21 protein-coding genes and 1 tRNA gene are annotated in these 20,800 nt (G+C 68.7%); 13 read left to right on the plus strand and 9 right to left on the minus strand.

Annotated features, from left to right (window positions below; all coding sequences use genetic code 11):
* Window positions 1–20: 20 nt before the first annotated feature.
* The 5 genes from UW392_RS20730 (at window position 21) to UW392_RS20750 (ending at window position 3,873) form a co-directional block, all read left to right on the plus strand.
* Entirely contained in the window at window positions 21–323 is a 303-nt protein-coding gene (locus tag UW392_RS20730; protein ID WP_320776542.1) for a hypothetical protein, read from the plus strand.
* A gap of 11 nt (window positions 324–334) precedes the next feature.
* Window positions 335–1,447 carry a DNA alkylation repair protein gene (locus tag UW392_RS20735; RefSeq protein WP_320776543.1) on the plus strand — a complete coding sequence of 371 codons (1,113 nt, stop codon included), beginning with the start codon at window positions 335–337 and terminating at the stop codon, window positions 1,445–1,447.
* Between the two features lie 241 nt (window positions 1,448–1,688).
* Window positions 1,689–2,057: a hypothetical protein gene (locus tag UW392_RS20740; protein ID WP_320776544.1), complete on the plus strand. Its 369-nt coding sequence runs from the start codon at window positions 1,689–1,691 to the stop codon at window positions 2,055–2,057.
* Between the two features lie 710 nt (window positions 2,058–2,767).
* A complete protein-coding gene (locus UW392_RS20745) occupies window positions 2,768–3,466 on the plus strand; it encodes an SDR family oxidoreductase (protein WP_320776545.1) in 699 nt (232 codons plus the stop codon).
* A gap of 5 nt (window positions 3,467–3,471) precedes the next feature.
* Window positions 3,472–3,873 carry a nuclear transport factor 2 family protein gene (locus UW392_RS20750; RefSeq protein ID WP_320776546.1) on the plus strand — a complete coding sequence of 134 codons (402 nt, stop codon included), beginning with the start codon at window positions 3,472–3,474 and terminating at the stop codon, window positions 3,871–3,873.
* Between the two features lie 284 nt (window positions 3,874–4,157).
* On the opposite strand, the gene UW392_RS20755 is transcribed toward UW392_RS20750, so the two are convergent.
* From UW392_RS20755 to UW392_RS20780, 6 genes are all read right to left on the minus strand, one after another.
* Entirely contained in the window at window positions 4,158–4,565 is a 408-nt protein-coding gene (locus UW392_RS20755; RefSeq protein WP_320776547.1) for a RidA family protein, read from the minus strand.
* Window positions 4,566–4,780: 215 nt separating this feature from the next.
* Window positions 4,781–5,761, minus strand: a complete 981-nt coding sequence (locus UW392_RS20760; protein WP_320776548.1) for a helix-turn-helix transcriptional regulator — start codon at window positions 5,759–5,761, stop codon at window positions 4,781–4,783.
* Complete coding sequence (locus tag UW392_RS20765; protein WP_320776549.1) at window positions 5,758–6,909, minus strand: alkene reductase; 1,152 nt, start codon at window positions 6,907–6,909, stop codon at window positions 5,758–5,760. The genes UW392_RS20760 and UW392_RS20765 overlap by 4 nt, the downstream gene beginning before the upstream one ends.
* Before the next feature lie 179 nt (window positions 6,910–7,088).
* Entirely contained in the window at window positions 7,089–8,144 is a 1,056-nt protein-coding gene (locus UW392_RS20770) for an aldo/keto reductase (RefSeq protein WP_320776550.1), read from the minus strand.
* Window positions 8,145–8,613: 469 nt separating this feature from the next.
* A complete protein-coding gene (locus tag UW392_RS20775) occupies window positions 8,614–9,519 on the minus strand; it encodes a helix-turn-helix transcriptional regulator (RefSeq protein ID WP_320776551.1) in 906 nt (301 codons plus the stop codon).
* 246 nt (window positions 9,520–9,765) lie between these two features.
* Complete coding sequence (locus tag UW392_RS20780; RefSeq protein WP_070388760.1) at window positions 9,766–10,245, minus strand: Rrf2 family transcriptional regulator; 480 nt, start codon at window positions 10,243–10,245, stop codon at window positions 9,766–9,768.
* Between the two features lie 231 nt (window positions 10,246–10,476).
* On the opposite strand from UW392_RS20780, the gene UW392_RS20785 reads away from it, so the two are divergent.
* From UW392_RS20785 to UW392_RS20820, 8 genes are all read left to right on the plus strand, one after another.
* Window positions 10,477–11,232: a glucose 1-dehydrogenase gene (locus UW392_RS20785; RefSeq protein ID WP_320776552.1), complete on the plus strand. Its 756-nt coding sequence runs from the start codon at window positions 10,477–10,479 to the stop codon at window positions 11,230–11,232.
* A gap of 69 nt (window positions 11,233–11,301) precedes the next feature.
* Window positions 11,302–12,144, plus strand: a complete 843-nt coding sequence (locus UW392_RS20790) for an SDR family oxidoreductase (RefSeq protein ID WP_320776553.1) — start codon at window positions 11,302–11,304, stop codon at window positions 12,142–12,144.
* Between the two features lie 199 nt (window positions 12,145–12,343).
* Window positions 12,344–12,814, plus strand: coding sequence for a nuclear transport factor 2 family protein (locus tag UW392_RS20795; RefSeq protein ID WP_320776554.1), 471 nt, complete (start codon window positions 12,344–12,346; stop codon window positions 12,812–12,814).
* 384 nt (window positions 12,815–13,198) lie between these two features.
* The gene (locus tag UW392_RS20800) at window positions 13,199–14,356 is read left to right on the plus strand and encodes an MFS transporter (RefSeq protein WP_320776567.1); all 1,158 of its coding nucleotides are present in this window, start codon (window positions 13,199–13,201) and stop codon (window positions 14,354–14,356) included.
* A gap of 28 nt (window positions 14,357–14,384) precedes the next feature.
* Window positions 14,385–15,311, plus strand: coding sequence for an alpha/beta hydrolase (locus tag UW392_RS20805; RefSeq protein ID WP_320776555.1), 927 nt, complete (start codon window positions 14,385–14,387; stop codon window positions 15,309–15,311).
* 57 nt (window positions 15,312–15,368) lie between these two features.
* The gene (locus UW392_RS20810; RefSeq protein WP_320776556.1) at window positions 15,369–15,743 is read left to right on the plus strand and encodes a VOC family protein; all 375 of its coding nucleotides are present in this window, start codon (window positions 15,369–15,371) and stop codon (window positions 15,741–15,743) included.
* Between the two features lie 393 nt (window positions 15,744–16,136).
* Window positions 16,137–16,391 (plus strand): type II toxin-antitoxin system VapB family antitoxin, encoded by a 255-nt coding sequence (locus tag UW392_RS20815; protein ID WP_320776557.1) that lies wholly within the window; start codon window positions 16,137–16,139, stop codon window positions 16,389–16,391.
* Entirely contained in the window at window positions 16,391–16,810 is a 420-nt protein-coding gene (locus UW392_RS20820; protein WP_320776558.1) for a PIN domain nuclease, read from the plus strand. The genes UW392_RS20815 and UW392_RS20820 overlap by 1 nt, the downstream gene beginning before the upstream one ends.
* Before the next feature lie 719 nt (window positions 16,811–17,529).
* Here the strand turns inward: UW392_RS20820 and UW392_RS20825 are convergent.
* The 3 genes from UW392_RS20825 to UW392_RS20835 form a co-directional block, all read right to left on the minus strand.
* Window positions 17,530–17,606, minus strand: a tRNA-Thr gene (locus UW392_RS20825).
* Window positions 17,607–17,738: 132 nt separating this feature from the next.
* A complete protein-coding gene (locus UW392_RS20830) occupies window positions 17,739–19,421 on the minus strand; it encodes an alpha/beta hydrolase (RefSeq protein WP_320776559.1) in 1,683 nt (560 codons plus the stop codon).
* Window positions 19,422–19,492: 71 nt separating this feature from the next.
* Window positions 19,493–20,698 carry a DNA polymerase III subunit delta' gene (locus UW392_RS20835; protein WP_320776560.1) on the minus strand — a complete coding sequence of 402 codons (1,206 nt, stop codon included), beginning with the start codon at window positions 20,696–20,698 and terminating at the stop codon, window positions 19,493–19,495.
* Window positions 20,699–20,800: the final 102 nt, after the last annotated feature.

The following is a 20,800-nucleotide window of genomic DNA, read 5'->3' on the forward strand; positions in this document are numbered from 1 at the left end:
CTACGAGAACGGAACTCATCATGGCCGAGACACTGGAAATCACCACCCTGCGTCCCGCCGCGGGTCACACCGCCCAGGACTTCGTCGAGGCGAACGCCGACATCAACGCCTACCTCCACCGCCGGCCCGGATTCCTGTGGCGACGCATCGTCGAGACCAACGACGGACGCATCATCGACATCGTCGCCTACGACAGCCTGCCCCACGCGCGCGCCGGAGCGGCCGGCATCACCGGAGAGATGGCTGACTCCCCGGTCCACGCCACGATCGACCACGACAGCGTGGACTGGCAGATCACCAACATCCTGCAGCACGTCGCCTAGGAACCCCACCCATGCCCTTCGCCGACCAGCTCATCAGCCGCCACACCGCCCGGAGCCTCACCCGCGCGATCCGCGCCGCCGCCCCGGACGCCCACCTCGCGGCGCTGCGCGCGGCACCCCGGCAGATCGACGCACTGTCCCTGCGTGAGCGCGCCGACCTGCTGCGCGACGCGCTGCTCGCCGACCTTCCGGGCAGCTACGCAACACTGGCACGCACCGTGCGCATCGCCCGGAAGGACGCACAGTTCACCGGCTGGCTGATCTGGCCGGTCACCAGCGCTCTCGCCGCCCGCGCCGTCCAGGAAGACGAGCCGGCGGCCTTCGACGACGCGATGGACCTGCTCGCGAGCCTCACCGGGCGCCTGTCCTCGGAGTTCGCCATCCGGACCTTGCTCCGGCACGATCTGGACCGGGCCCTCGACATCATCGTCAGCGGCTGGACCGGCTCGCCCGACGCCGATGTGCGCAGGCTCGCCTCAGAGGGAACCCGCCCCTACCTGCCCTGGTCGATGCGGGTCCCGGACATCCTGGCCCGTCCCGGAGCGACCGTGCCCGTCCTGGACGCCCTCTACCGGGACGACAGCGAGTACGTGCGTCGCTCGGTCGCCAACCATCTCAACGACCTCAGCCGCGACCACCCCGAGGTCGTCCTCGACGCAGCCCGCCGGTGGCTGAACCACCCGGCGGCCACCACCGAACGCCTGGTGCGCCGCGGGCTGCGCACCCTCGTCAAGCGGGGGCACCCCGGTGCGCTGGAACTGCTCGGCTTCGCTCCCGCAGCCCTGGAGGTCGATGGACCTCATCTGGAGAAGGAGACCGTCCCGTTCGGCGGAACGGTCCGCTTCACGGCGTCGATCCGCAACATCGGTGAAGCCGCGGCGCGGCTCACGGTCGACTACGTGGTGCACCACCGCAAGGCCAACGGGCAACAGCGCGGCAAGACCTTCAAACTCACCACCCGCACCCTGGCTCCGGACGAACAGATCCAGGTGGCACGCGAGCACTCCTTCCGGCCGATCACCACACGCCGCTACTACCCAGGTCAGCATGCGGTCTCCCTCCAGATCAACGGGATCGAATCGCCCCGCGCCTCATTCGAACTGACACCCCCGGTCATGCCATGACCTCCAGCGCGGGAGACACACCGAGCTCATCGCAACCCCGGCCAGGACACGCGTCGCAACGGGGCCATACCAATGACGTCGCGCCGAGGCGCTCGATGACCACCCCGAGCGTTGCCGTGCGCAGACTGTCACCCATATGCCGACACATCCGACGGCCCCATGGGCAAACCAGGACCGATACCGACCGCATCTGCTTCTAGCGTCGGTGATGACACAGGAATCCATCCGAGAGGAAACCCAGATGAGCGAGACACCGGCACGCGACAACAAGGCTGGACTTGGAGAGGCCGACGACAGGGCCCTGGAAGTCCGGGCCCAGTACGAGAAGATCGAACAGCGTGTTCTCGGCAGGACCTGGACCCTGCCGGAACTCGCGGTCGGCTTCACCAATGACGCCGCCTACGTCGGGCGTCTGGTTCTGGCCGCCGAGCGCACCTGGGGCATCGACGGAGATGTAGACGCTGAGCTGCAACACAAGCTGGCTGAATGCTTGTGGTGGGTCTTCGTCCTCGCCGACCGCCTCGACGTCGACATGCCCGAGGCCTACGCAGCCACCATGGACCGCATCAACGCCGGTCTGGAGCGGACCCTGCGCGGCATGAGCGCTTGAGAGCAGATGCGTGCGATCCGGTCTGAATCGCAAACAGCCGTATCAAGGCAATATCTCTCAGGAAAAGTTGCGCGAGAGCACCCGCGAACTCGCTAGTGAGCAGCGGCGGACAGTTCGGGACCTGATCGAGGAAAGCCGCCGCCTTCGCGCGACGAGCCGGCGGCTCACGCTTCAGCACGTCAGGCTCCTCGCGCACGGCGGAAGTCTCCTGCAGCCGAACACGCTGCACCCTTCACGGAGCGTCGCAGGTCAGCGGTTCTGACACGCGCACGCCTATCTGCGCGCGCTGCCCACATGGATGCCTCGCCAGCCGGCGCGTCGATCACACAGGCTGATCGCTCCGTCTCGCGTCCTCCCACCACAGATCGGCGAGCAGTCCAGTCGCTGATGCGGGCCGTCGACAGCGACTGACGACTGTCACGCCCGGGGGAACGCGAGCACCACACGCGATACCAACCGGCCTCAACTGGGTTCTCCCAAAGGCGCGACTGCGTTCCTGGGCGTCGCACACCCCCTTTCGCACAGCCTTCTACGCAGGTGCATGAGCGGCGAACGTTGTCTGCGAAGGAAGAACAACCCGCCTCTCCGGGTCAGACAAGCCGCCGTGAACACCGGCTTCCGGGGGCAGCTCCCGCAAGCGCCAATGCCAGCCATCGGCATTGGTCTGGGTGTTCAGGCTTCTGTCCGCAGACCGCTCGCAAGGAACCAAAATGACCACGACCTTCATCACCGGCGCCAACAAGGGCATCGGCTATGAAACTGCACGCCAGCTCGTCGAGTTGGGCCACCACGTTCTGCTCGGGGCTCGCGATCCGGAGCGGGGCGAGACGGCCGCTGCCGAACTCGGCGCGCGCTTCGTCGAGATCGATGTGAGCAGCCAGGAGTCGGTTGAGGCCGCGGCTGCGGATGTTCTCGCCCAAGAGGGCAGCATTGACGTCCTCATCAACAATGCCGGCATTCCGGGCCCGCGTGTCACCAGCATGCTCGGGGTGACTGCCGAGCACGCCGAGCGAGTGATGCAGACCAACTTCCTTGGGACGCTCCGCACCACGCGTGCGTTCCTGCCGCTGCTGGAGAAGTCGCAGGCCCCGCGCATCGTGAATGTCTCCAGCAGCATGGGGTCGTTCACCCGTTCCGTGGACCCGAGCACGATCGAGCATGCGAACCCGCTGCCCTTCTATCAGCCGAGCAAGGCAGCCATCAACATGCTCACGCTCAAGTACGCCGAGGCGTACCCCCGTTTCCGCATCAACATCGCCGACCCCGGCCCGACCGACACCGACATCAATAACCACATGGGTACCCAGACCGTCGCCGAGGGTTCCGAGGCGATCGTGCACTTGGCCACCCTCACTTCCGAGGGGCCCACCGGGATCTTCCTCAGCCGAGAGGGTGTTGTGCCGTGGTAGACCCGGTGCCGACCGTCCCCGCAGAAGACCGGGCGGCCATCCAGGAACTGATCCTGGCCCGCGCCCGGGCCGTCGACGACGGCGACAGGAACGCATTCTCCACACTGCTGCAGGACGCGACTTTCGTCGCCGGCTCCCAGGAGGTGATCGGGGCCGACATCGCCCGGCTCATCGAGTCCGGTCCGCAACCCATACGGCACCTGGTGACCAATCATCGCTTCCGACACATCGCGGGCCAGGAGGTCGAGACCGAGAGCTACTTTGTCCTGCTGAGCGGAATCGGGTTGCCGGGGACCAGCACTCCGCAACCCAAGACCATCGCCGCCACCGGGCGTTACCTCGACCGGTTCGCCCTGCAGGACGGCCGCTGGTCGACGATCCGGCATGAGGTACTCGTTGACCCCTGATCCAGCTGCGGGGAATGGCCCGGGGGCTTTGTCCAGCCCCCGCCGTTCATCCGTGCTGGCCTGCGCGGGTAACCGTTCCGCGCAAGCCAGGACGCCCCGCGTCGGCTGCCGGCCACGATGGCCCGGCGCGCACCCGGAAGAGAGAGACGTTCGGAAACAGATGGAGATCACCGCCCTTCATCAGCGTCACCTGATCGGTGCCCGCCCGGTTGTCTCCGAGCGTGAAGAGCCCCACCAGACTGAACGTGCGGCATCCAGACTGATGGGGCTCTTCACGCAGGGGGTCACCCAGCGATGACGGCCATCGCTTCGGCCTCGACGAGGTATTCCGGCTGGGCAAGGGCTTCCACTCTGATCCAGCTGGACGCCGGCAGTTGGGTCGTGCCGAACACATCTCGCAGCACCGTAGCGACGACGTCCGCCTCGGTCCCGGACACGAAGCCGGGCATGTAGAGGCGGATGATCTGGATGTCGTCCGCAGTTCCTCCTGCTGCTTCGACCGCCGTGATGACGTTCTCCAGCACCTGGCGGAGCTGGGCCTCACGGCCCCGTGCCTGCATTGCGCCGTCCGCGTCCCACGGCACCTGGCCGGCGATGTTGACGATGGTGCCCGGAGGGGAGGTAGTGACCTGGGAGAAGCCCCAGGGAAGGCTGCGGGAAAGCTGAGAGGGCTGGACGGTGGTGCGTGGCACGGCAGTATCTCCGGTCATCAGCGCCCCGGGCGACCGGGCGCAGGGATGGTGGGCGCGAGGGGCTGCCATTGGCGTGACGATGCAGCTCCGGCGGCGAGCTACGACTGGACCAGCCGTGCGCCCCCACGGCGTGGATCGAAGGTGCTGTTGTTGCTCAGCCGCTGCTCGGCATCGGCACGCGGTCCATGACGGCCCGTCGGTACTCGCGGGACCAGTCATCGTGGGTCCTCACGTTCCGGTCGTGGCGCGTCATTGGCGTGGTACAGGGCGTTGAGGCGGGCGAGCAGGGCTTCGCGGACGGGGTCGGGGGACAGGACTTCCAGCGGGGCGCGCAGGCTGAGCAGGTAGCCGGCCAGCTGGTCGGGGTCGGATCCGCCGATGGTGATGATCGTTTGGTCCGGTCCGTCGGACTCGTGGGTGGCGACGATGGGCGCCACCAGCCGGCGGGCGTCGTCGAAGGACAGTGCAAGCCGCACCCGGGCGAAGAAGGGGTAGCCGGTGCGGGTGATGGTGTCGGAGACCAGCTGGGCTGCGTCCGGGGCGTCTCTCAGGTCGACCTTTTCTCCGGTCGACTCGACGTCGACCACCCGGTCGGCACGGAAGGTCCGCCAGGCCGAGCGTTCGACGTCGCGGGCCACGAAGTACCAGTGGACGCCGGTGTGGACCAGACGGTGCGGGTCGACGCACCGGACCGTGGTGGTGCCGTGCATGTCGCGGTAGGTGAGTGTGGCGCGTTCGGATGCCCGGCACACCGAGGCCAGCAGGAACAGCACATCCGCGGAGGCCCGGGGCGACTCGCAGCGCGGGGTGTGTTCCACGGTGGCGTCCAGACTCTCCAGGCGCCTGGCCATTCGGGCGGGCAGAATCTGACGCAATTTCAGCAGGGCTGACAGGGCTGCCGGATCGGCACCGAGTGCCGCGCCCTGCGCTGCTTCCCGCAGCGCCATGGCCACGGCGAACACTTCGTCGTCGTCCAGGTTCAGCGGCGGCATGCGGTTGCCGGCGCCGAAGCGGTAGCCGCCGCCCGGACCGGGGACCGACTCGACACCGTAGCCGAGTTCACGCAGCCGGTCGACGTCCCGGCGCACCGTGCGCTCCGTGACGTCCAGGTGCCGGGCCAGCTCCGCGTTCGACCAGGTGGGCCTGGACGAGAGCAGGGAGACCAGCCGCAGTAACCGCGCGGAGGTAGCGATCATCGTCTGTCCCGCCCTTGTTTCCGCTGTTCTGCTCCAGGCACCGGCATGCCGAGGAACGGGTAGTCGTTGTAGCCCTCTGCACCGGATGTGTAGAACAGCTCCTGGCGGGGCTCGTTCTCCGGGTGTCCGCCCTGCCAGCGTTCCACCAAGTCCGGGTTGGCGAGGGCAGCCCGGCCCACGGCCACGGCATCGGCGTGAGCGCCTTCGATCAGTTCCGTCGCCTCCTCGCGTGTGGTCATGGGCGCAATGCCTCTGTTGACCATTAGCCGGCCGCCGAAACGCCGGCGCAATTCCTGGACCATCGTGCCGCCCAGGTCCTCGTGGCGGATGGAAAGGTAGGCCAGGTTCAGCGGACGCAATTGGTCGAGCAGATGGCCGTAGGTGGCCAGGACGTCGTCCCGGTCGGTCTCCAGGACGTCCTGGAGGTTGCGCTGCGGCGAGATGCGCAGCCCGACCCGCCCGGCGCCGACGGCCTGCGCCACCGCCGTCACCGTCTCGACGACGAAGCGGGCCCGGTTCTCGGGCGGCCCGCCGTAGGTGTCGGTGCGCCGGTTGGAGGCGGACGAGAGGAACTGGTGCAGGAGATAGCCGTTGGCGGCGTGAATCTCCACTCCGTCCAGACCCGCCTCGATCGCGTGTCGGGAAGCGTCGACAAAATCGGTGAGGACCGAGTCGGCCTCTGCAGCGGTCAGGGCCCGCGGCACGGGAAAGGGCTGTTTGCCGCGTTCCGTGTGCCCGGCTCCGTCGATTGCGATCGCGCTGGGCGCCAGGACCGGGCGTCCGCCGTTGATATCGGGGTGGGTCACCCGACCGCTGTGCACAATCTGCATGACGATGCGGCCACCGCGCGCGTGCACCGCCGCGGCCACTCGTCGCCAGCCGGCCACCTGCTCATCTGTGACGATGCCCGGCTGACCGACGAAGGCCTGGGATTCATGGCTGCAGTAGGCCCCCTCGGTCACGATCAGTCCAACAGAGGCCCGCTGCCGGTAATGCTCGACCATCAGGTCACCGGGGACGCCGGAAGCGCCCGACCGCGTTCTGGTGAGTGGGGCCATCACGATGCGGTTGGCGAGCTCGATGTCTCCGAGTGCGACAGGCGCGAAAAGAGACCGGCCCAGCAAAGCGGACGCAGGCGTCACCGACACGGGTTCCCTCCGGGACGAGTAGACGAGTAGGTCTGTGCACGGCCGCCGAGCCGAGCACATGGGAGCACCGCCTTCACCAGAAGGCGCTGGCCACGCGGTGCGGTGGTGCGGCCGGATGAAGGAGTCCGCCCGCATCCGGCCGGCTGCGCCACCGCACCGCCGCGCTGTGTCGAGAGCGTTCAGCGGACGAACGCCTTGGAGCCCAGGCCATTGATGGTGGTGTCACCCTGCTGGAAGCCGATCATGGAGTCGATCATGTAATGGGGGTAGTTGAGGGTGGGTGCCGTCAGCGCGTCCAGCCCGGCGATCTGCTCCTCGGTGAGCGTGACGTCGAGCGAGGCAAGGTTGGCGACGAGCTGCTCATGGGTGCGGGCACCCACCAGCGTCGAGGTGACCTCCGCACGCTGACGCACCCAGGCCAGCGCCACTGCCGCGACCGTGGCGTCCAGACCGTCCGCGATCTCCTTGAGCGCGTCCAGCAGCACGAACGTCGACTCGGTCAGGTGGGCTCCCGCATAGGCCGCGCGTCCCGAGCCCGTCACCTCGGTGGTCTCGCGCGAGTACTTGCCGGACAGCGCGCCGCTGGCCAGCGGGGACCACGGCGTGACGCCGAGGCCGAAACGCCGGGCCGCGCCGAAGGTCTCTCCCTCCACACTGCGAGCGAGCAGCGAGTACTCCACCTGCAGCGCCGCAACCGGCTCCCACTCGCGCAGCCGGGCGACGGTGGCTGCTTCCGCCACCCACCATGCCGGCACGTTGGACAGCCCGATCGCATGGATCTTCCCCGCCTGCACCAGATCGGTCAGGGTGGAGAGGGTCTCTTCGATCGGGGTGTGCCGGTCCCACTGGTGCAGCCAGTACAGGTCGATGTAGTCGGTGTTCAGCCGCTTCAGGCTGGCATCCAGCTGGGCCCGGATCGCCTTGCGGCCGGCACCGCCGGAGTTGGGGTCGTCGGCCGCCATGCTGCCCCCGAACTTCGTCGCCAGGACCATGCGGTCCCGGCGCCCCGGCCGTCGCGCGAAGTAGCTGCCGAGCGTCTCCTCGGAGGCCCCGCCGTTGTACATGTTCGCGGTGTCGACAAAATTGCCGCCGGCGTCGAGATAGTGGTCCAGCAGACCGAACGAAGCCTCCGGGGCCGAGCCCCAGCTGCCGTCGTCGAAGGTCATCGCACCGAAGGCCAGGGGGCTGACCCGCAGACCGGAGCGGCCGAGCGTGCGATACGAGTCGAGAGACATGTCATTCCTTTGTCGAGCTGCGGCGGAGTGCTTGCGCCCACCACACTCCCCGAACCATGACCAACAAGGGAGGCTGCGCCGGCCTGGGTGCCCCACACCCAGGCTGGGCACGGACCTGAGACGCCGCGGCGCCGCACAGCCCAGCCGTTCCGTGAGAAGCAACGCGGTCGACGTCGCCGAACGTCGCGTGGAAGACGTGCCGCAGCCCGGCTGCGGTGACATCGAGACCTGCGGAGCACGAGCGCTCTGCCGAGGCCCTCCGGCGCGGCAGGGCCCGCGGATCGAACCCGCCAGGATGACGTAGCTGCCGTCGGCCACGCGGGAAGCGGCATCTGCACGGTGAACGAGTTCGCCCTCGGCGTGGACGTCCGACCACCCTTTTCGCGGGCGAGGTCGCGATCCAGCGGCGGCACGGCGACTTCGGTGAGCCGATACCGGTCGGCTGGGTGCCAGTAACGTGGCGGCCGTTTCAAGCCGGTGGGTTGCCTTCAGCGGGAGCGCTCATCGCCGTCAGATAGGTGAGGGACTGGGCGCTGCGGCTTCCGGATGAGGGCGCTCCGACCAGCAGGCGCTGTCCCGGCGCGGCATGCCTGCTGAAGATCGTGTACGTGAGTTCCATGCGTCCGACGTCGGGATGGACAACTGCTCCGTATGCACGGCCGAGATCACCGTCCGCGCCGCTCTCCCACAGACTGCTGAAATCCGCTGATCGAGCGGACATCTCGGCGGCCAGATCCGGGATGTCGATGTCATCGGGACACTGGAAGGCGTTACGGCGCAGCGTGTGCACGGAGGCGGCAGCGGCAAGGGGCCACTCGGTGAAGAACGCCCGCGCTTTTGGATGGGTGAACAGGGCCCGGACCAGGTTCGATTCGCCGCCGAACGGCGACAGCAGAGCTCGCGCGTGCTGGTTGACCGCCAAGATGTCGAAACAGGGGCTCAGCGCGTAGGCCACTGCCGACGATGAATCCTCCAGCAGCCGCAGCAGCGCCGGATGCACACGCGCCGACATGCTCTCCGGGCCGAGGCTCGGGTTGATGCCCGAGAGACGGAACAGGCGAGCGCGCGCATCCGAGTCGAGCTGGAGCGCCCGGCTCAGCGCTTCCACAACCCGCACCGAGGGGTTCCGCTCGCGCCCTTGCTCCAGCCTGCTGTAGTAATCCGCACTGACTCCCGTCAGGAAGGAGATCTCCTCCCGGCGCAGTCCCGTGACCCGGCGGCCCTGCGCGACGGCCGGCAGGCCGGCCGATGACGGATCGAGCCGGGCGCGACAGTGGCGGAGATATGCGCCGAGCGCGTTGTCCGACGCGGCCCCCTGGTTCCCGGGGGGCCGTCCGGTGTCGCAGGCAGGTACAGCGGGCACGCGCATCCGCATTGCGGCTCCTCCGGTGTGCGGTGCCGGGTCTGCGCCCATTGCCATGGTGCGCAGTGCGGGGGTGCGCCCCCGCACGGGCTGCGCCTCGTCCACACTCTGCCCGCAGCGCACGGTCCGTGGAAGGGCGTGACTTCCTAGGTGTGCCGCACCCAGGTAGCACCACACATCCGGAAGTCGGGTCGCGCCGTGCCGGACGCGGCGGTCACCGGGCGAATGTGATCTGCAGTGCGAAGCAGTGGTTCCGCTTCAGGAGACGGAGGCCCGAGGCTGCTGCGGCGGATGGTCCCCTGCCGCGTAGGCGGCCAGGGTCTCGCGGAGCACATCCGCGACGGTCACCTGCGCCAGGGACTGGCGCAGGGCCTCGGTTGCCTGGTCGTAGATGGTGGTCAGGACGGGTTGGATGCCGTAGCCGACATAGCACTCCGCATCCGGGTCCGAGGCGTGCAGCCCGAAGACCGGCTCGTCCGAACTTGCGCAGTACACGTCCAGCAGGGTGATCGACGCGGCGTCGCGGGCCAGGTTCCACCCGCCGCTCTTGCCGTGATCGATGGTCACGAGTTTGTGATCCTTCAGCTGACCCAGGCTCCGGCGGATCACCACCGGGTTGGTGTTCACGCTCGTCGCGATGCGCTGCGATGTCGCGATCTCCTTGTCGGTTCCGCGCCGGTCGTACGCCAGCCAGGTCAGGATGTGCACGGCCAGGCTCATGCGGCTGTTCGCGCTCACGGTGCTCCTTCACGTCCTGGGGGGCCTGCGGCGGGCCGCACCGCCCCCTTGAGGTAACTGTAACAAGAACAGATACAGCAAATCTTCGCCCGGCGGGCGGGTGGCGTCCCGGCTTGCCATCCGCATGTGTAACTGTTTTAGTTGCACTGTAAGTGAATCGGTTACAGATGCTGTCGGTGTGCGGCCGTACTCCAGGCCCCCGACCGCTCCCCGTCACGAACGGAACCCACCATGGGACTGCTCTCCGACAAGATCGCCCTCGTCACCGGCGGCAGCGCAGGCATTGGGCTGGCCACCGCCCGGCGCTTCACTGAGGAGGGGGCCTTCGTCTACATCACTGGCCGCCGGCAGGTAGAACTCGACGCCGCCGTCGAAAGCCTCGGCGCCCGCGCGGTCGGCGTCCAGGGCGACGTCGCCGACCCGCACGCCGTGGACCAGGTCATCAGCGCGATCATGCACCGCCACGGGCGGCTGGACACCGTCTTCGTCAACGCGGGCGGCGGCAGCGTGATCCCCCTCGAAAAGATCAGCCAGGAAGACTACGAACGGCACTTCTCCGTCAACGTCGCCGGAACCCTGTTCACCGTACAGAAGTCCCTGCCCCTGATGACGGCCGGCGGCTCCATCATCCTGGTCGGCTCGATCAGCGCCTCCCGCAACGTTCCCCAGATGAGCCTGTACGGCGCCACCAAGGCTGCCGTGCGCAGCCTGGGCCGCTCCTGGGCCTATGAACTGACCGAACGCAACATCCGCGTCAACGTCCTGAGCCCCGGCCCGATCGACACCCCCGCCACCTACGTCTCGGCCGGAGCGCTCGACGAGGCGTCCCGGCAGCAGCACCGGGACCAGGTGAGCAGCATCATCCCGCTGGCCCGCATCGGCCGCCCCGAAGAAGTCGCTGCCAGCGCGGTGTTCCTGGCCTCCGACCAGAGCTCCTTCACGACCGGCGCGGAACTCTTCGTCGACGGCGGCATGGGCCAGATGTGACCGCTCGCTCCGACCATCGGACACGCGGCTGCACGGGCCTTTCGAGCCTGCCGCCCTGAAGGAACTGACATGACACCCGATCCCCGCACCTGGCTCATCACCGGCGCCTCAGCCGGCCTGGGCCGGGCACTGACCGAGACACTCCTTGACCACGGTCACCGCGTCGCCGCGACCGCGCGCGACACCACCAGCCTCGCCCCGCTCAAGGACATCTACGGGCAGCACCTGTGGACTGCTGAACTCGACGTGACCAACACCGCGCGCCTGCGGACCGTCGTCGATACTGCCTTCCAGGAACTGACCCGCGTCGACCACATCGTGTCCAACGCCGCCTTCGGGCTGTACGGCGCGGCGGAGGAGTTCGACGACCAGAGCATCCGGGCCGTGCTCGACACCAATCTCGTCGCCCCCATCAACCTGCTCCGTGCCGCACTGCCACACCTCAGGCGCCAGGGATCGGGCCACTTCACCCAGGTCTCCAGCGCCGCGGGCCAGACCGGCATGGCCGGAGCCAGCGTCTACCACGCGGCCAAGTGGGGAGTCGAAGGGTTCTTCGAGTCCCTCCACGGCGAACTCGCCCCCTTCCACATCGGCATCACCGTCGTCGAGCCCGGCACCATCAAGTCCAACTTCTTCAACCGTCTGCGGGTAAGCGAACCGCTCGACGCCTACCAGAGCGGGCCCGTGGGCGAACTGCGCCGCTACCTTGCCCAACCGGACACCGTGACAGCCAACAGCGTCGGCGACCCCAAGAAGATGGCCCGCGCCATCATCGAAGCCGCCACCGCTGCCAACTCGCCTCGCCGACTTCCGTTGGGCAGCGACGCCTTCACCGCCATCGACGAAGCACTGACCGGGCGGATCACCGAACACCGGGCCCAGCACGCCACAGCACAGACCACCGATCACTGAGTCTCCGGCAGCGTCCCCATGCAAGCGGCGCACTGCACAGTCGTGGAACATGCCGAGGCCTGCCGACCGGCTGGAACGCGTCGACCCCTTCGCTGTCTCGGCCGCCGCTCCAGGGGACCACCACAGCGGCACGAAGAACTGACCCAACCGCTCACCAACGAGCCAATCACACGCTGCCAGAAGCAAGGAAACAAGGACAATGACACTGAACAACCAGCACATCGACGGCCGCGACCAAGCCGAGATCCGATCGGTGCTCCTCGGATACGTCGAGGCACTGGACGGCCGCAACTTCGAGCAACTCGCCGATGCGTTCACCGAGACCGCAGAGCTCGAGAACACCTTCGAGAGCTACATCCCCGGCGGCGACGCGTTCACCGGCGTGATGGCACGCGGGGCGAAGGGCATCGCAGGAGCCATCGGCGGTCTCATGGGCCGTCTCGACGCCACCCAGCACTTCCTGGGAGCGATCTGGCTCGAGCCCACCGCAGGGGGAGTGCGCACGCGAACGCAGGTCATCGCCCACCATCACCGCGGCACCGGTTTTTACCACACCGGCGGCACCTACATCGACTCCTTCGTCCGCACCGACAACGGATGGCGCATCGACCGCCGCGTGCTGCACACCTCGTGGACGACGGGCGAGCCGAGCGTGGTCACCAGCGCCTGACCTGCCGGGCAAACAACGCGCTACCAGCGAAGTCGGGCACATCGGCGACCCCCGCAGGCAAGTACAGCCGGGTATCGACGCGAGTCCCTCAGTCCAGCCCGCTCGGCACCCATGGCGAGGCACGCACATGGCGGGCCGGAGCCTGTCGATCCGAACGCGCGTCACCGACTGGCCACTTGCGGCCGCTCGCTCAGCGACCGCGCAGCTACCGATCACTACGCAGTAACCCTCGCAGTCACATCACTTCTCCCTTCGTGCCCTACCCCCGAGGTGGCCATGCCTGTCCATGAACGACTCAGCACCGGGACGGAACCGGCGCCCCTCCCAACCGTTGTTCCTCGCCGCGTCGAGGTGCCACCGCACGCCGCGCTGGCCGTCGCCGCAGTGCTCACCGCTCAGCTGATGCTGCAACTCGACGCACAGGTGGTCACGGTGGCCCTCCCGCAGGTGCAGACCGCCCTCGGGTTCTCCGCAGCTGCACTGTCCTGGGTTCCCAACGCCTACGCCCTAGCCTTCGGCGGCCTGATGCTCCTCGGCGGCCGACTCGGCGACACCTTCGGACGGGTGCGGGTCTTCAACATCGGCACCGCACTGTTCGCCGCGGCCTCCCTCGGCGGTGCGCTGACCGCGTTCGCCTCATGGCGGTGGGGACTGCTCATCAACGTTCCGGTCGGCATCGCGGTCGTAGCGGTGGTCCACCGACTCGTCCGTGAAAGTGCGCCGGTCCGCGGGCGTGTCGACATCGCGGGCGCCGTCACCGCGACGCTGGGCTCGCTGCTCCTCGTCTACGGGTTCATCCACGCAGCCGAAGCGGGCTGGGCGGCCGTGCAGACGGTTCTCGCCTTCGTCCTTGCCGTCGCCCTGCTCGTCGCGTTCGGGCTGATCGAGCGGCGTGCCGCCCATCCCCTGCTGGACCTGACGCTGCTGCGGCACACCGGCCGCGCCACGGCGCTCATGGTCATGGGGCTGATCGTCGGAGTCCACTTCTCGTTGCTGTTCATACTGGTTCAGTACCTTCAACGCAGCCTCGGCATGGGTGCGCTCACGGCCGGCCTCGCCTTCCTGCCCCTCACCGGCACGATTCTCACGGTGACTCAGTTCGTTCCCGCGTTCATCCGGCGCGTCGGACCCGCCAAACCACTCGTGGCCGGGAGCCTGCTCGTGGCAGTCAGCTTCCTCTGGTTCGCCCAACTCGACAACGGCAGTACATACGGCGGCGGCGTACTGGCACCACTGGTCATCCACAGCATCGGTGCCGCCCTGGTGTTCACCCCGGCCACCGTCATGATCATGGACGGTCTCCCGCCGGAACACACCGGATCCATGTCCGGCTTCCTGCAGATGGTCCAGCAGGTGTCCGGTTCCCTTGGCATCGCCGTGATCGTGGCGGTCTACGTCGGCGCCGGCGAACCCGACCAAGTGGTCTCCGGCATCGCCCCCGCGTTCTACCTCGCCGGCGCTATCTCCACACTCGCCGTACTCGCTGCTCTTGTCGCTCTCGTCCGACGCCGCTCACCCCGGCGATCCGCGACGCATTCCTGACCCCGCAATAGTCCAAGGAGAATCTCCCGTGACCACTGATGCACTGCTCGCCCCGGAAGCCCCGCTGAGCCAGGGGTACGACGCCGCAACACGCGAAGACCCCCAGTTCAACGAACACTTCGAGCACCGCTTCACCACTATCGACGGCCTGCAGATGCACTACGTCGTGGGTGGCGACGGACCCCAGCCGATCGTCCTGCTGCACGGATTCCCCGAGACCTGGTACGCCTACCGCCCGATCATGGCTGACCTGCTCCCCGGACATACCGTGATCGCCATCGACCTGCCCGGATTCGGAGACTCCAGCGGGAGCGTCACATCGCACGACAAGGTGACCCTGGCACGCTACGTCCACCACCTCCTGAACAAGCTCGGATACACCAGCGGAGTCCAGCTCGTCGCCCACGACGCGGGCGGCGCCGTCGCGTACGCCCTCGTCGCACAGTGGCGTGAACAGTTCTCCGGCCTTCTCATGATGGACTTCCCCGTGACCGGCGGAGAGCTGACATACGAGCAGGTGAAGCCGCTGTCCTACCACTTCTCGTTCCACTCCCAGGAGCCACTGTTCGAGCAGCTCGTGGTGGGCCGCGAACGGCTGTACCTCGAGTACTTCTACCGCGCCAACTCACCCGGCGTCGAGGAGCCAGTGCCGTCGCACGCGGTGGACGAATACACCCGCACCTACTCCCGCCCCGGCGTCATGCACAACGGATCCCGTCTCTACCAGGCCTGGACACAGGACGAAGAGGACAACCGGCGTTTTATGGCGGATCCGCTCACATTCCCCGTTCACTTCATCGCCCAGGACCGCCTGTTCGAGGGGCTGTTCGCCGGGATCCGCAGCGCCGCGCCGCACGCGACCGGAGCAGCGGTCGACAGCGGGCACTGGATGGTGCACGAGGCCCCCGACCGTGTCCTGCACGAGATCAAGGCCTTCTTCGACTACGAAGACTGATACCTGCTGCCTCTTGCCCCGCCCCGCCCCGCCACCGAAGACGAAACAGGAAGACCTGTGCTGAACCACGTAGAAATCCAGACCGCGGACGTGCCAGCCAGCGCCACGTTCTACGACGCCGCGCTCGCGCCCCTGGGTGCCGGCCGCCGCATCGAGCACCAAGGCCGCATCGGATACGGCGACGAGCGCCCCGAGTTCTGGATCGGCCCCGTACCGGAACCGGCCACTTCCCCGGCTCGCGAGAGCCACCTGGCCTTCACCGCGCCCGACCGTTCGACGGTCGATGCCTTCCACGCGGCCGCCGTCGCCGTGGGGGCCGAAGTCCTGCACGCACCGAAAGTCTGGCCGCGCTATCACGACACCTACTACGCCTCCTTCGTACGTGACCCCGACGGCAACAACATCGAGGCAGTCTGCGAGCGTCCCGAATAGCACCACCTGGATCGCGTCCTGGTCCGAAACACCGCGCCGAGCCGTACGGCCAAACCGTCAAAGGGGGCGCGATCCGTGTAGCCCCGCTGACGCGGTGAGTATCCGCCCGGGGCATGCCGTCGCAGGCGAACGGCCCTTGCCATCCATACCTGTGACAGAAGAGTCCCGTATCCGTCTCCCCGCCGCCTCCTGCCGGCTGAACCGAGCGCATGCATGTGGCAACCGCCGCCCCCGCACCGGGGCGCTGCGGGACCTTTCCTCGACCTCCTCCGCCTATTGCCTCACTCCGAACGCCGCAGGCCTCCATCCACGACGGAACCAGAACGACATCTATCCTCGATAAAAAGAGGTATCATTTCGCTGCCGGGACTCAACAGCGGAGGAACCTTCCACATGGCCAGAACAGTCATTGACCTCGATGAAGACATGGTCACCGAAGCCATGCGCATCTTCGGGACCAAAACGAAGGCCAAAGCCGTCCGCCTCGCCATGGAAGACGCCGTCAAGAGGCACCTGCGGCAGGAGGGCTTCGACGCCATGGACGCCGGCGAACTCGACTTCAGCGAGATCGTCGAGAACACCGGCCCCCGCAACGCCGACGGCTCCCTCAAACACGACGGCGCCCGCGACGGAGGCCGGGCCGCCTGATGCAGGACCACTATCTGATCGACAAGTCCGCCCTCGCCCGCTGGACGAAGCCGAGCGTCAAGGAGGCACTCAAGCCCCTCCACGAGCGCTACCTCCTCGCGGTGTGCCAACCCACCGAGTACGAGATGATCCACTCTGCCCGGGACAGCTCAGAAGCAACGCGGATCAGCACGTGGCTCCACGCCTTCGACTATCTCCCCACCGACGACGACGTCTTCACCCGCGCTCTCGAAACTCAGCGCCATGCTCTCAACGCAGGCTTCCACCGCGCCCTGTCCTTCCCCGACCTGCTGATCGCGGCCACAGCGGAACTGCACCGGCGAACGGTCCTCCACTACGACGGCGACTTCGACATGATCGCCTCCCTGACGGGACAACCCGCCGAATGGGTCGTACCGCCCGGCAGCGCGGACCGCTGAGCAGGCAACCCACCCGCCGGGCGAGATCGGCGGCCGGAAGCCTCACCCACACGGTGTCGACATCAGCCATGCCAGGTCCGCCGTGGCCTGGCGGCAGACCGTCTGTGCTGGCTGAAGAGCTCCTGAGTTTTCGTCAGGCCAGCGAGTACGGGCACCCCCTGCCGCCCGGCCTGGTGGCGCACCGGCAGCTCGCCCGAGTCGATCCGGGTGTGCACATGCCACCCCCTCCTTCGCGAGCGGCCACCACCGACACTGTCACCTCCGCCGCACTCCGGTCTGCCTGCCGGTCCTCCCACGGATGTACGAACTGAAGGATCCGTCCGCGGAAGACGCTGCAGCGGAACCTCACCAGTGACGACGCCTCTCGGCAGCCAGGGCTTCCTCAGACTGTCGGAATAGCACAAGCGAAACGCCGCCGACCACCATCCCCAAGGAGCCCGGCACCCTCGCCCCCCTCACACACGGCGATACGGTCCTGACGGGCCGTCACGCACGCTTGTCCACCGGCTGTCCACCGGAGTGCTGCCTGCGTAGTCAGCCGAAGGCCCTCCACGCTCAAAAGTCGCTGGTCAGAGCCATATCTCGACCCGCTGGCAACAGGAAGCAAACCCGCGACCGACGCATTACGATGCACAGGCCGCGAGCGTCCGACCTGCCCGAATCCCATGGCCAGCGAAAACAGGAAACCCCAGGTCAGAGGCCCGACCTGGGGTTCATCCTGGAGCCGCCTTCGGGATTCGAACCCGAGACCTACGCATTACGAGTGCGTTGCTCTGGCCATCTGAGCTAAGGCGGCGCGCTGTCCGCACTAGGGTGCGATCAGCAACGTCGGTAAGTCTACAGGGTTTCTCGAGCGCTCCGTACCAGCCCCCGGCGCTCCGCGGAGCGCCCCCGGCACCCCCCGGGAGCGCCCGCGGCCGGCCCGCGGTCAACGCTGTGAGCAGCGTTTCCCCTCGGCCGGGGGTGTACCCCGGAGCAGGTAGGTGTTGATCACCGAGTCGATGCAGTCGCTGCCGCGGCCGTACGCCGTGTGGCCGTCGCCCTCGTAGGTGAGCAGCCGTCCGGAGGACAGCTGGGAGGCGAGTGCCCGGGCCCAGCGGTACGGGGTCGCCGGGTCGCGGGTGGTGCCGACCACGACGATCGGGGCCGCGCCCCTCGCCTCGATGCGGTGCGGCGTGCCGGTGGCCCGCACGGGCCAGTACGCGCAGTTCAGCGTGGCCCAGGCGAGGCCCCGACCGAAGACCGGGGAGGCCTTCTCGAAGGCGGGCAGTGCCTTCTCGACCTGCTCGGGGCGTGAGAAGGCCGCCGGAAGGTCGAGGCAGTTGACGGCCGCGTTGGCGGACATCAGGTTCGAGTACCGGCCGTCCGGATCGCGTTCGTAGTAGCTGTCGGAGAGGGCGAGAAGGCCCGCGCCGTCCCCGTCGTCGACGGCCTCGGTGAGGGCCTGGCGCAGCTCGGGCCACGCCCCCTCGTCGTACATCGCGGCGATCACGCCCACGGTGGCCAGGGACTCGCCGAGCTTCCTGCCGTCCGGGTCGCCGGTCGCGAGGGGCTCCCCGTCGAGCCGCCGGAAGAGGGCCTTCAGGTTCTCGCCGACCCGGGCGGGGCCGGTGCCCCGGCCGCCGAGCGGGCAGTCGGCGCGCCGCACGCAGTCCTCGGCGAACGAACGGAACGCCGTCTCGAAGCCCGCCGTCTGGTCCTCGTTCAGCCGCCGCGCGGGCAGGGACGGGTCCATCGCACCGTCCAGGACCAGCCGGCCGACGCGCCCCGGGAACAGCCCGGCGTACGTCGCGCCCAGGAACGTGCCGTACGACGCCCCCACGTACGTCAGTTTCCCGTCGCCCAGCGCCGCGCGCAGCACGTCCATGTCCCGGGCCGCCTCGACCGTGGACACATGGGACAGCAGCCGCGCCGAGCGGGCCCCGCAGCCCTCCGCGAACCGGCGGAAGGAGGTGACCAGCTCATCGGTCTCCTTCCGGTCGTCGGGGGTGGGGTCCGTCTGCGTGTACGTGTCCATGGCGGGGCCGGTGAGGCACTCGACCGGTTCGCTGCCGGCGACGCCGCGCGGGTCGACGGCCACCATGTCGTAGCGGGCGCGGACCGCCTGCGGGTAGCCGAGGGCGGCGTACGACTCCAGGTACTCGACCGCCGAGCCTCCCGGGCCGCCCGGGTTGACCAGCAGCGAGCCGAGGCGCTCACCGGGGCCGGTCGCCTTCCGGCGGGCCACCGCCAGCCTGACGTCGCCCGCCCGCGGCTGCGCGTAGTCGAGCGGGGCCCGCATCGTGGCGCACTGGAACCCGGAGCCCACGCAGTCGCGCCAGTGGAGCCGCTGCCGGTAGTACGCGGACAGGGCGTCCGGGATGGCGCGCGGCAGCGGCTGCAGTGCGGCGGCCGGCTTCGGCGAGGCCCCCGCGGCCGCCGTCGAGCCGTCCGGCGTGCAGGCGGGCACGAGGAGCGCGAGAGCGGCCACCAGCAGCGTGCCCGCCGCGCCGAGGCGCCGCCCCCGCTCACTGCGGTGGCCGTTGCGGCCGGTGCTGGTGCCGGGGCCGGACGTCCGCCCCGGCTCGGGCGTGCGGCCGGGTACCGGCCGGGAAGTGCGCCTGTTGTGCATGGCGCGAGCGTAACGGTGCGCATCCACCTGGTCACCCATGGCGAGGGACGGTGCTCGTACGAGTGACGGGCTCAGCCGGCCCGCAGCGCCATGGTCATCGCCTCCACCGCCAGCAGGGGGGCGACATTGCGGTCCAGGGCCTCGCGGCAGGCGGCGATCGCGTCGATGCGGCGCAGCGTCGCCTCGGGTGTCGTGCCCCGGGCGAGGCGTTCCAACGCGTCCTGGGCCTCGGTGTTCGCGAGCGCCGTACGGGAGCCGAGCTGGAGGACGAGGACGTCGCGGTAGAAACCGGTGAGATCGGTGAGGGCCAGTTCCAGGCTGTCCCGCTGCGCACGCGTGCGCCGGCGCTTCTGCTTCTCCTCCAGCTCCTTCATGACGCCCGCCGTCCCCCGCGGCATGCGGCCGCCCTGGACCGCGCCCAGCGCCGTCTTCAGCTCCTCGGTCTCCTTGACGTCGATCTCCTCGGCGAGCTGCTTGGACGCCTCCGTGGCGGCGTCCACCAGCTCCTGCGCCGCCTTGAGGCAGCCGCCGACCTCGTCGACGCGCAGCGGCAGCTTCAGCACGGCGGCCCGGCGCTCCCGCGCGCGCGGGTCGGTGGCCAGCCGGCGCGCCTGGTCGATGTGTCCCTGGGTGGCGCGGGCGGCCGCCGCGGCCATGTCCGGTTCGATGCCCTCGCGGCGGACCAGCATGTCGGCGACGGCGTCGACGGAGGGCGTCAGCAGGCTCACGTGCCGGCAGCGGGAGCGGATCGTCGGCAGTACGTCGTCCAGGGACGGCGCGCACAGCAGCCAGACGGTGCGGGGGGCGGGCTCCTCCACGGCCTTCAGCACGGCGTTGGCCGACTTCTCGTTCAGCCGCTCGGCGTCCTCGACGAGGATGACCTGCCAGCGGCCGTTCGCCGGTGAGGTGAACGACTTGCGGACGGTGTCCCTCATGTCCCTGACCAGGATTTCCGCGCCCACGGCGGCGACCGCGGAGACGTCGGCGTGGGTGCCCACCAGTGTCGTGTGGCAGCCGTCGCAGAAGCCGCAGCCGGGGCTGGCGCCGAGTGCGCGGTCCGGACTCACGCACTGGAGGGCCGCCGCGAAGGCCCGCGCGGCGGTGAGGCGTCCCGAGCCGGGCGGGCCCGTGAACAGCCACGCGTGCGTCATCTTCGACCCCTCGGGCGGGGGGGCGTCGGCGGCGGCCGCGGTGACGATCGCGTCGGCGTCCCGGGCGGCGGCGTCGAGCTGCGCGCTCAGCCTCTCCTGGCCCACCAGGTCGTCCCACACGGGCATGCGGCACCGCCCTTCCGTCACACTCTGCCCTGCCGTGACCATTGTGCGGGAGACCACTGACAACCGGGCACGGGCACCCCGCCACAGCCTGCACAGGCACCC

Source organism: Streptomyces sp. CRN 30 (assembly GCF_034105845.1).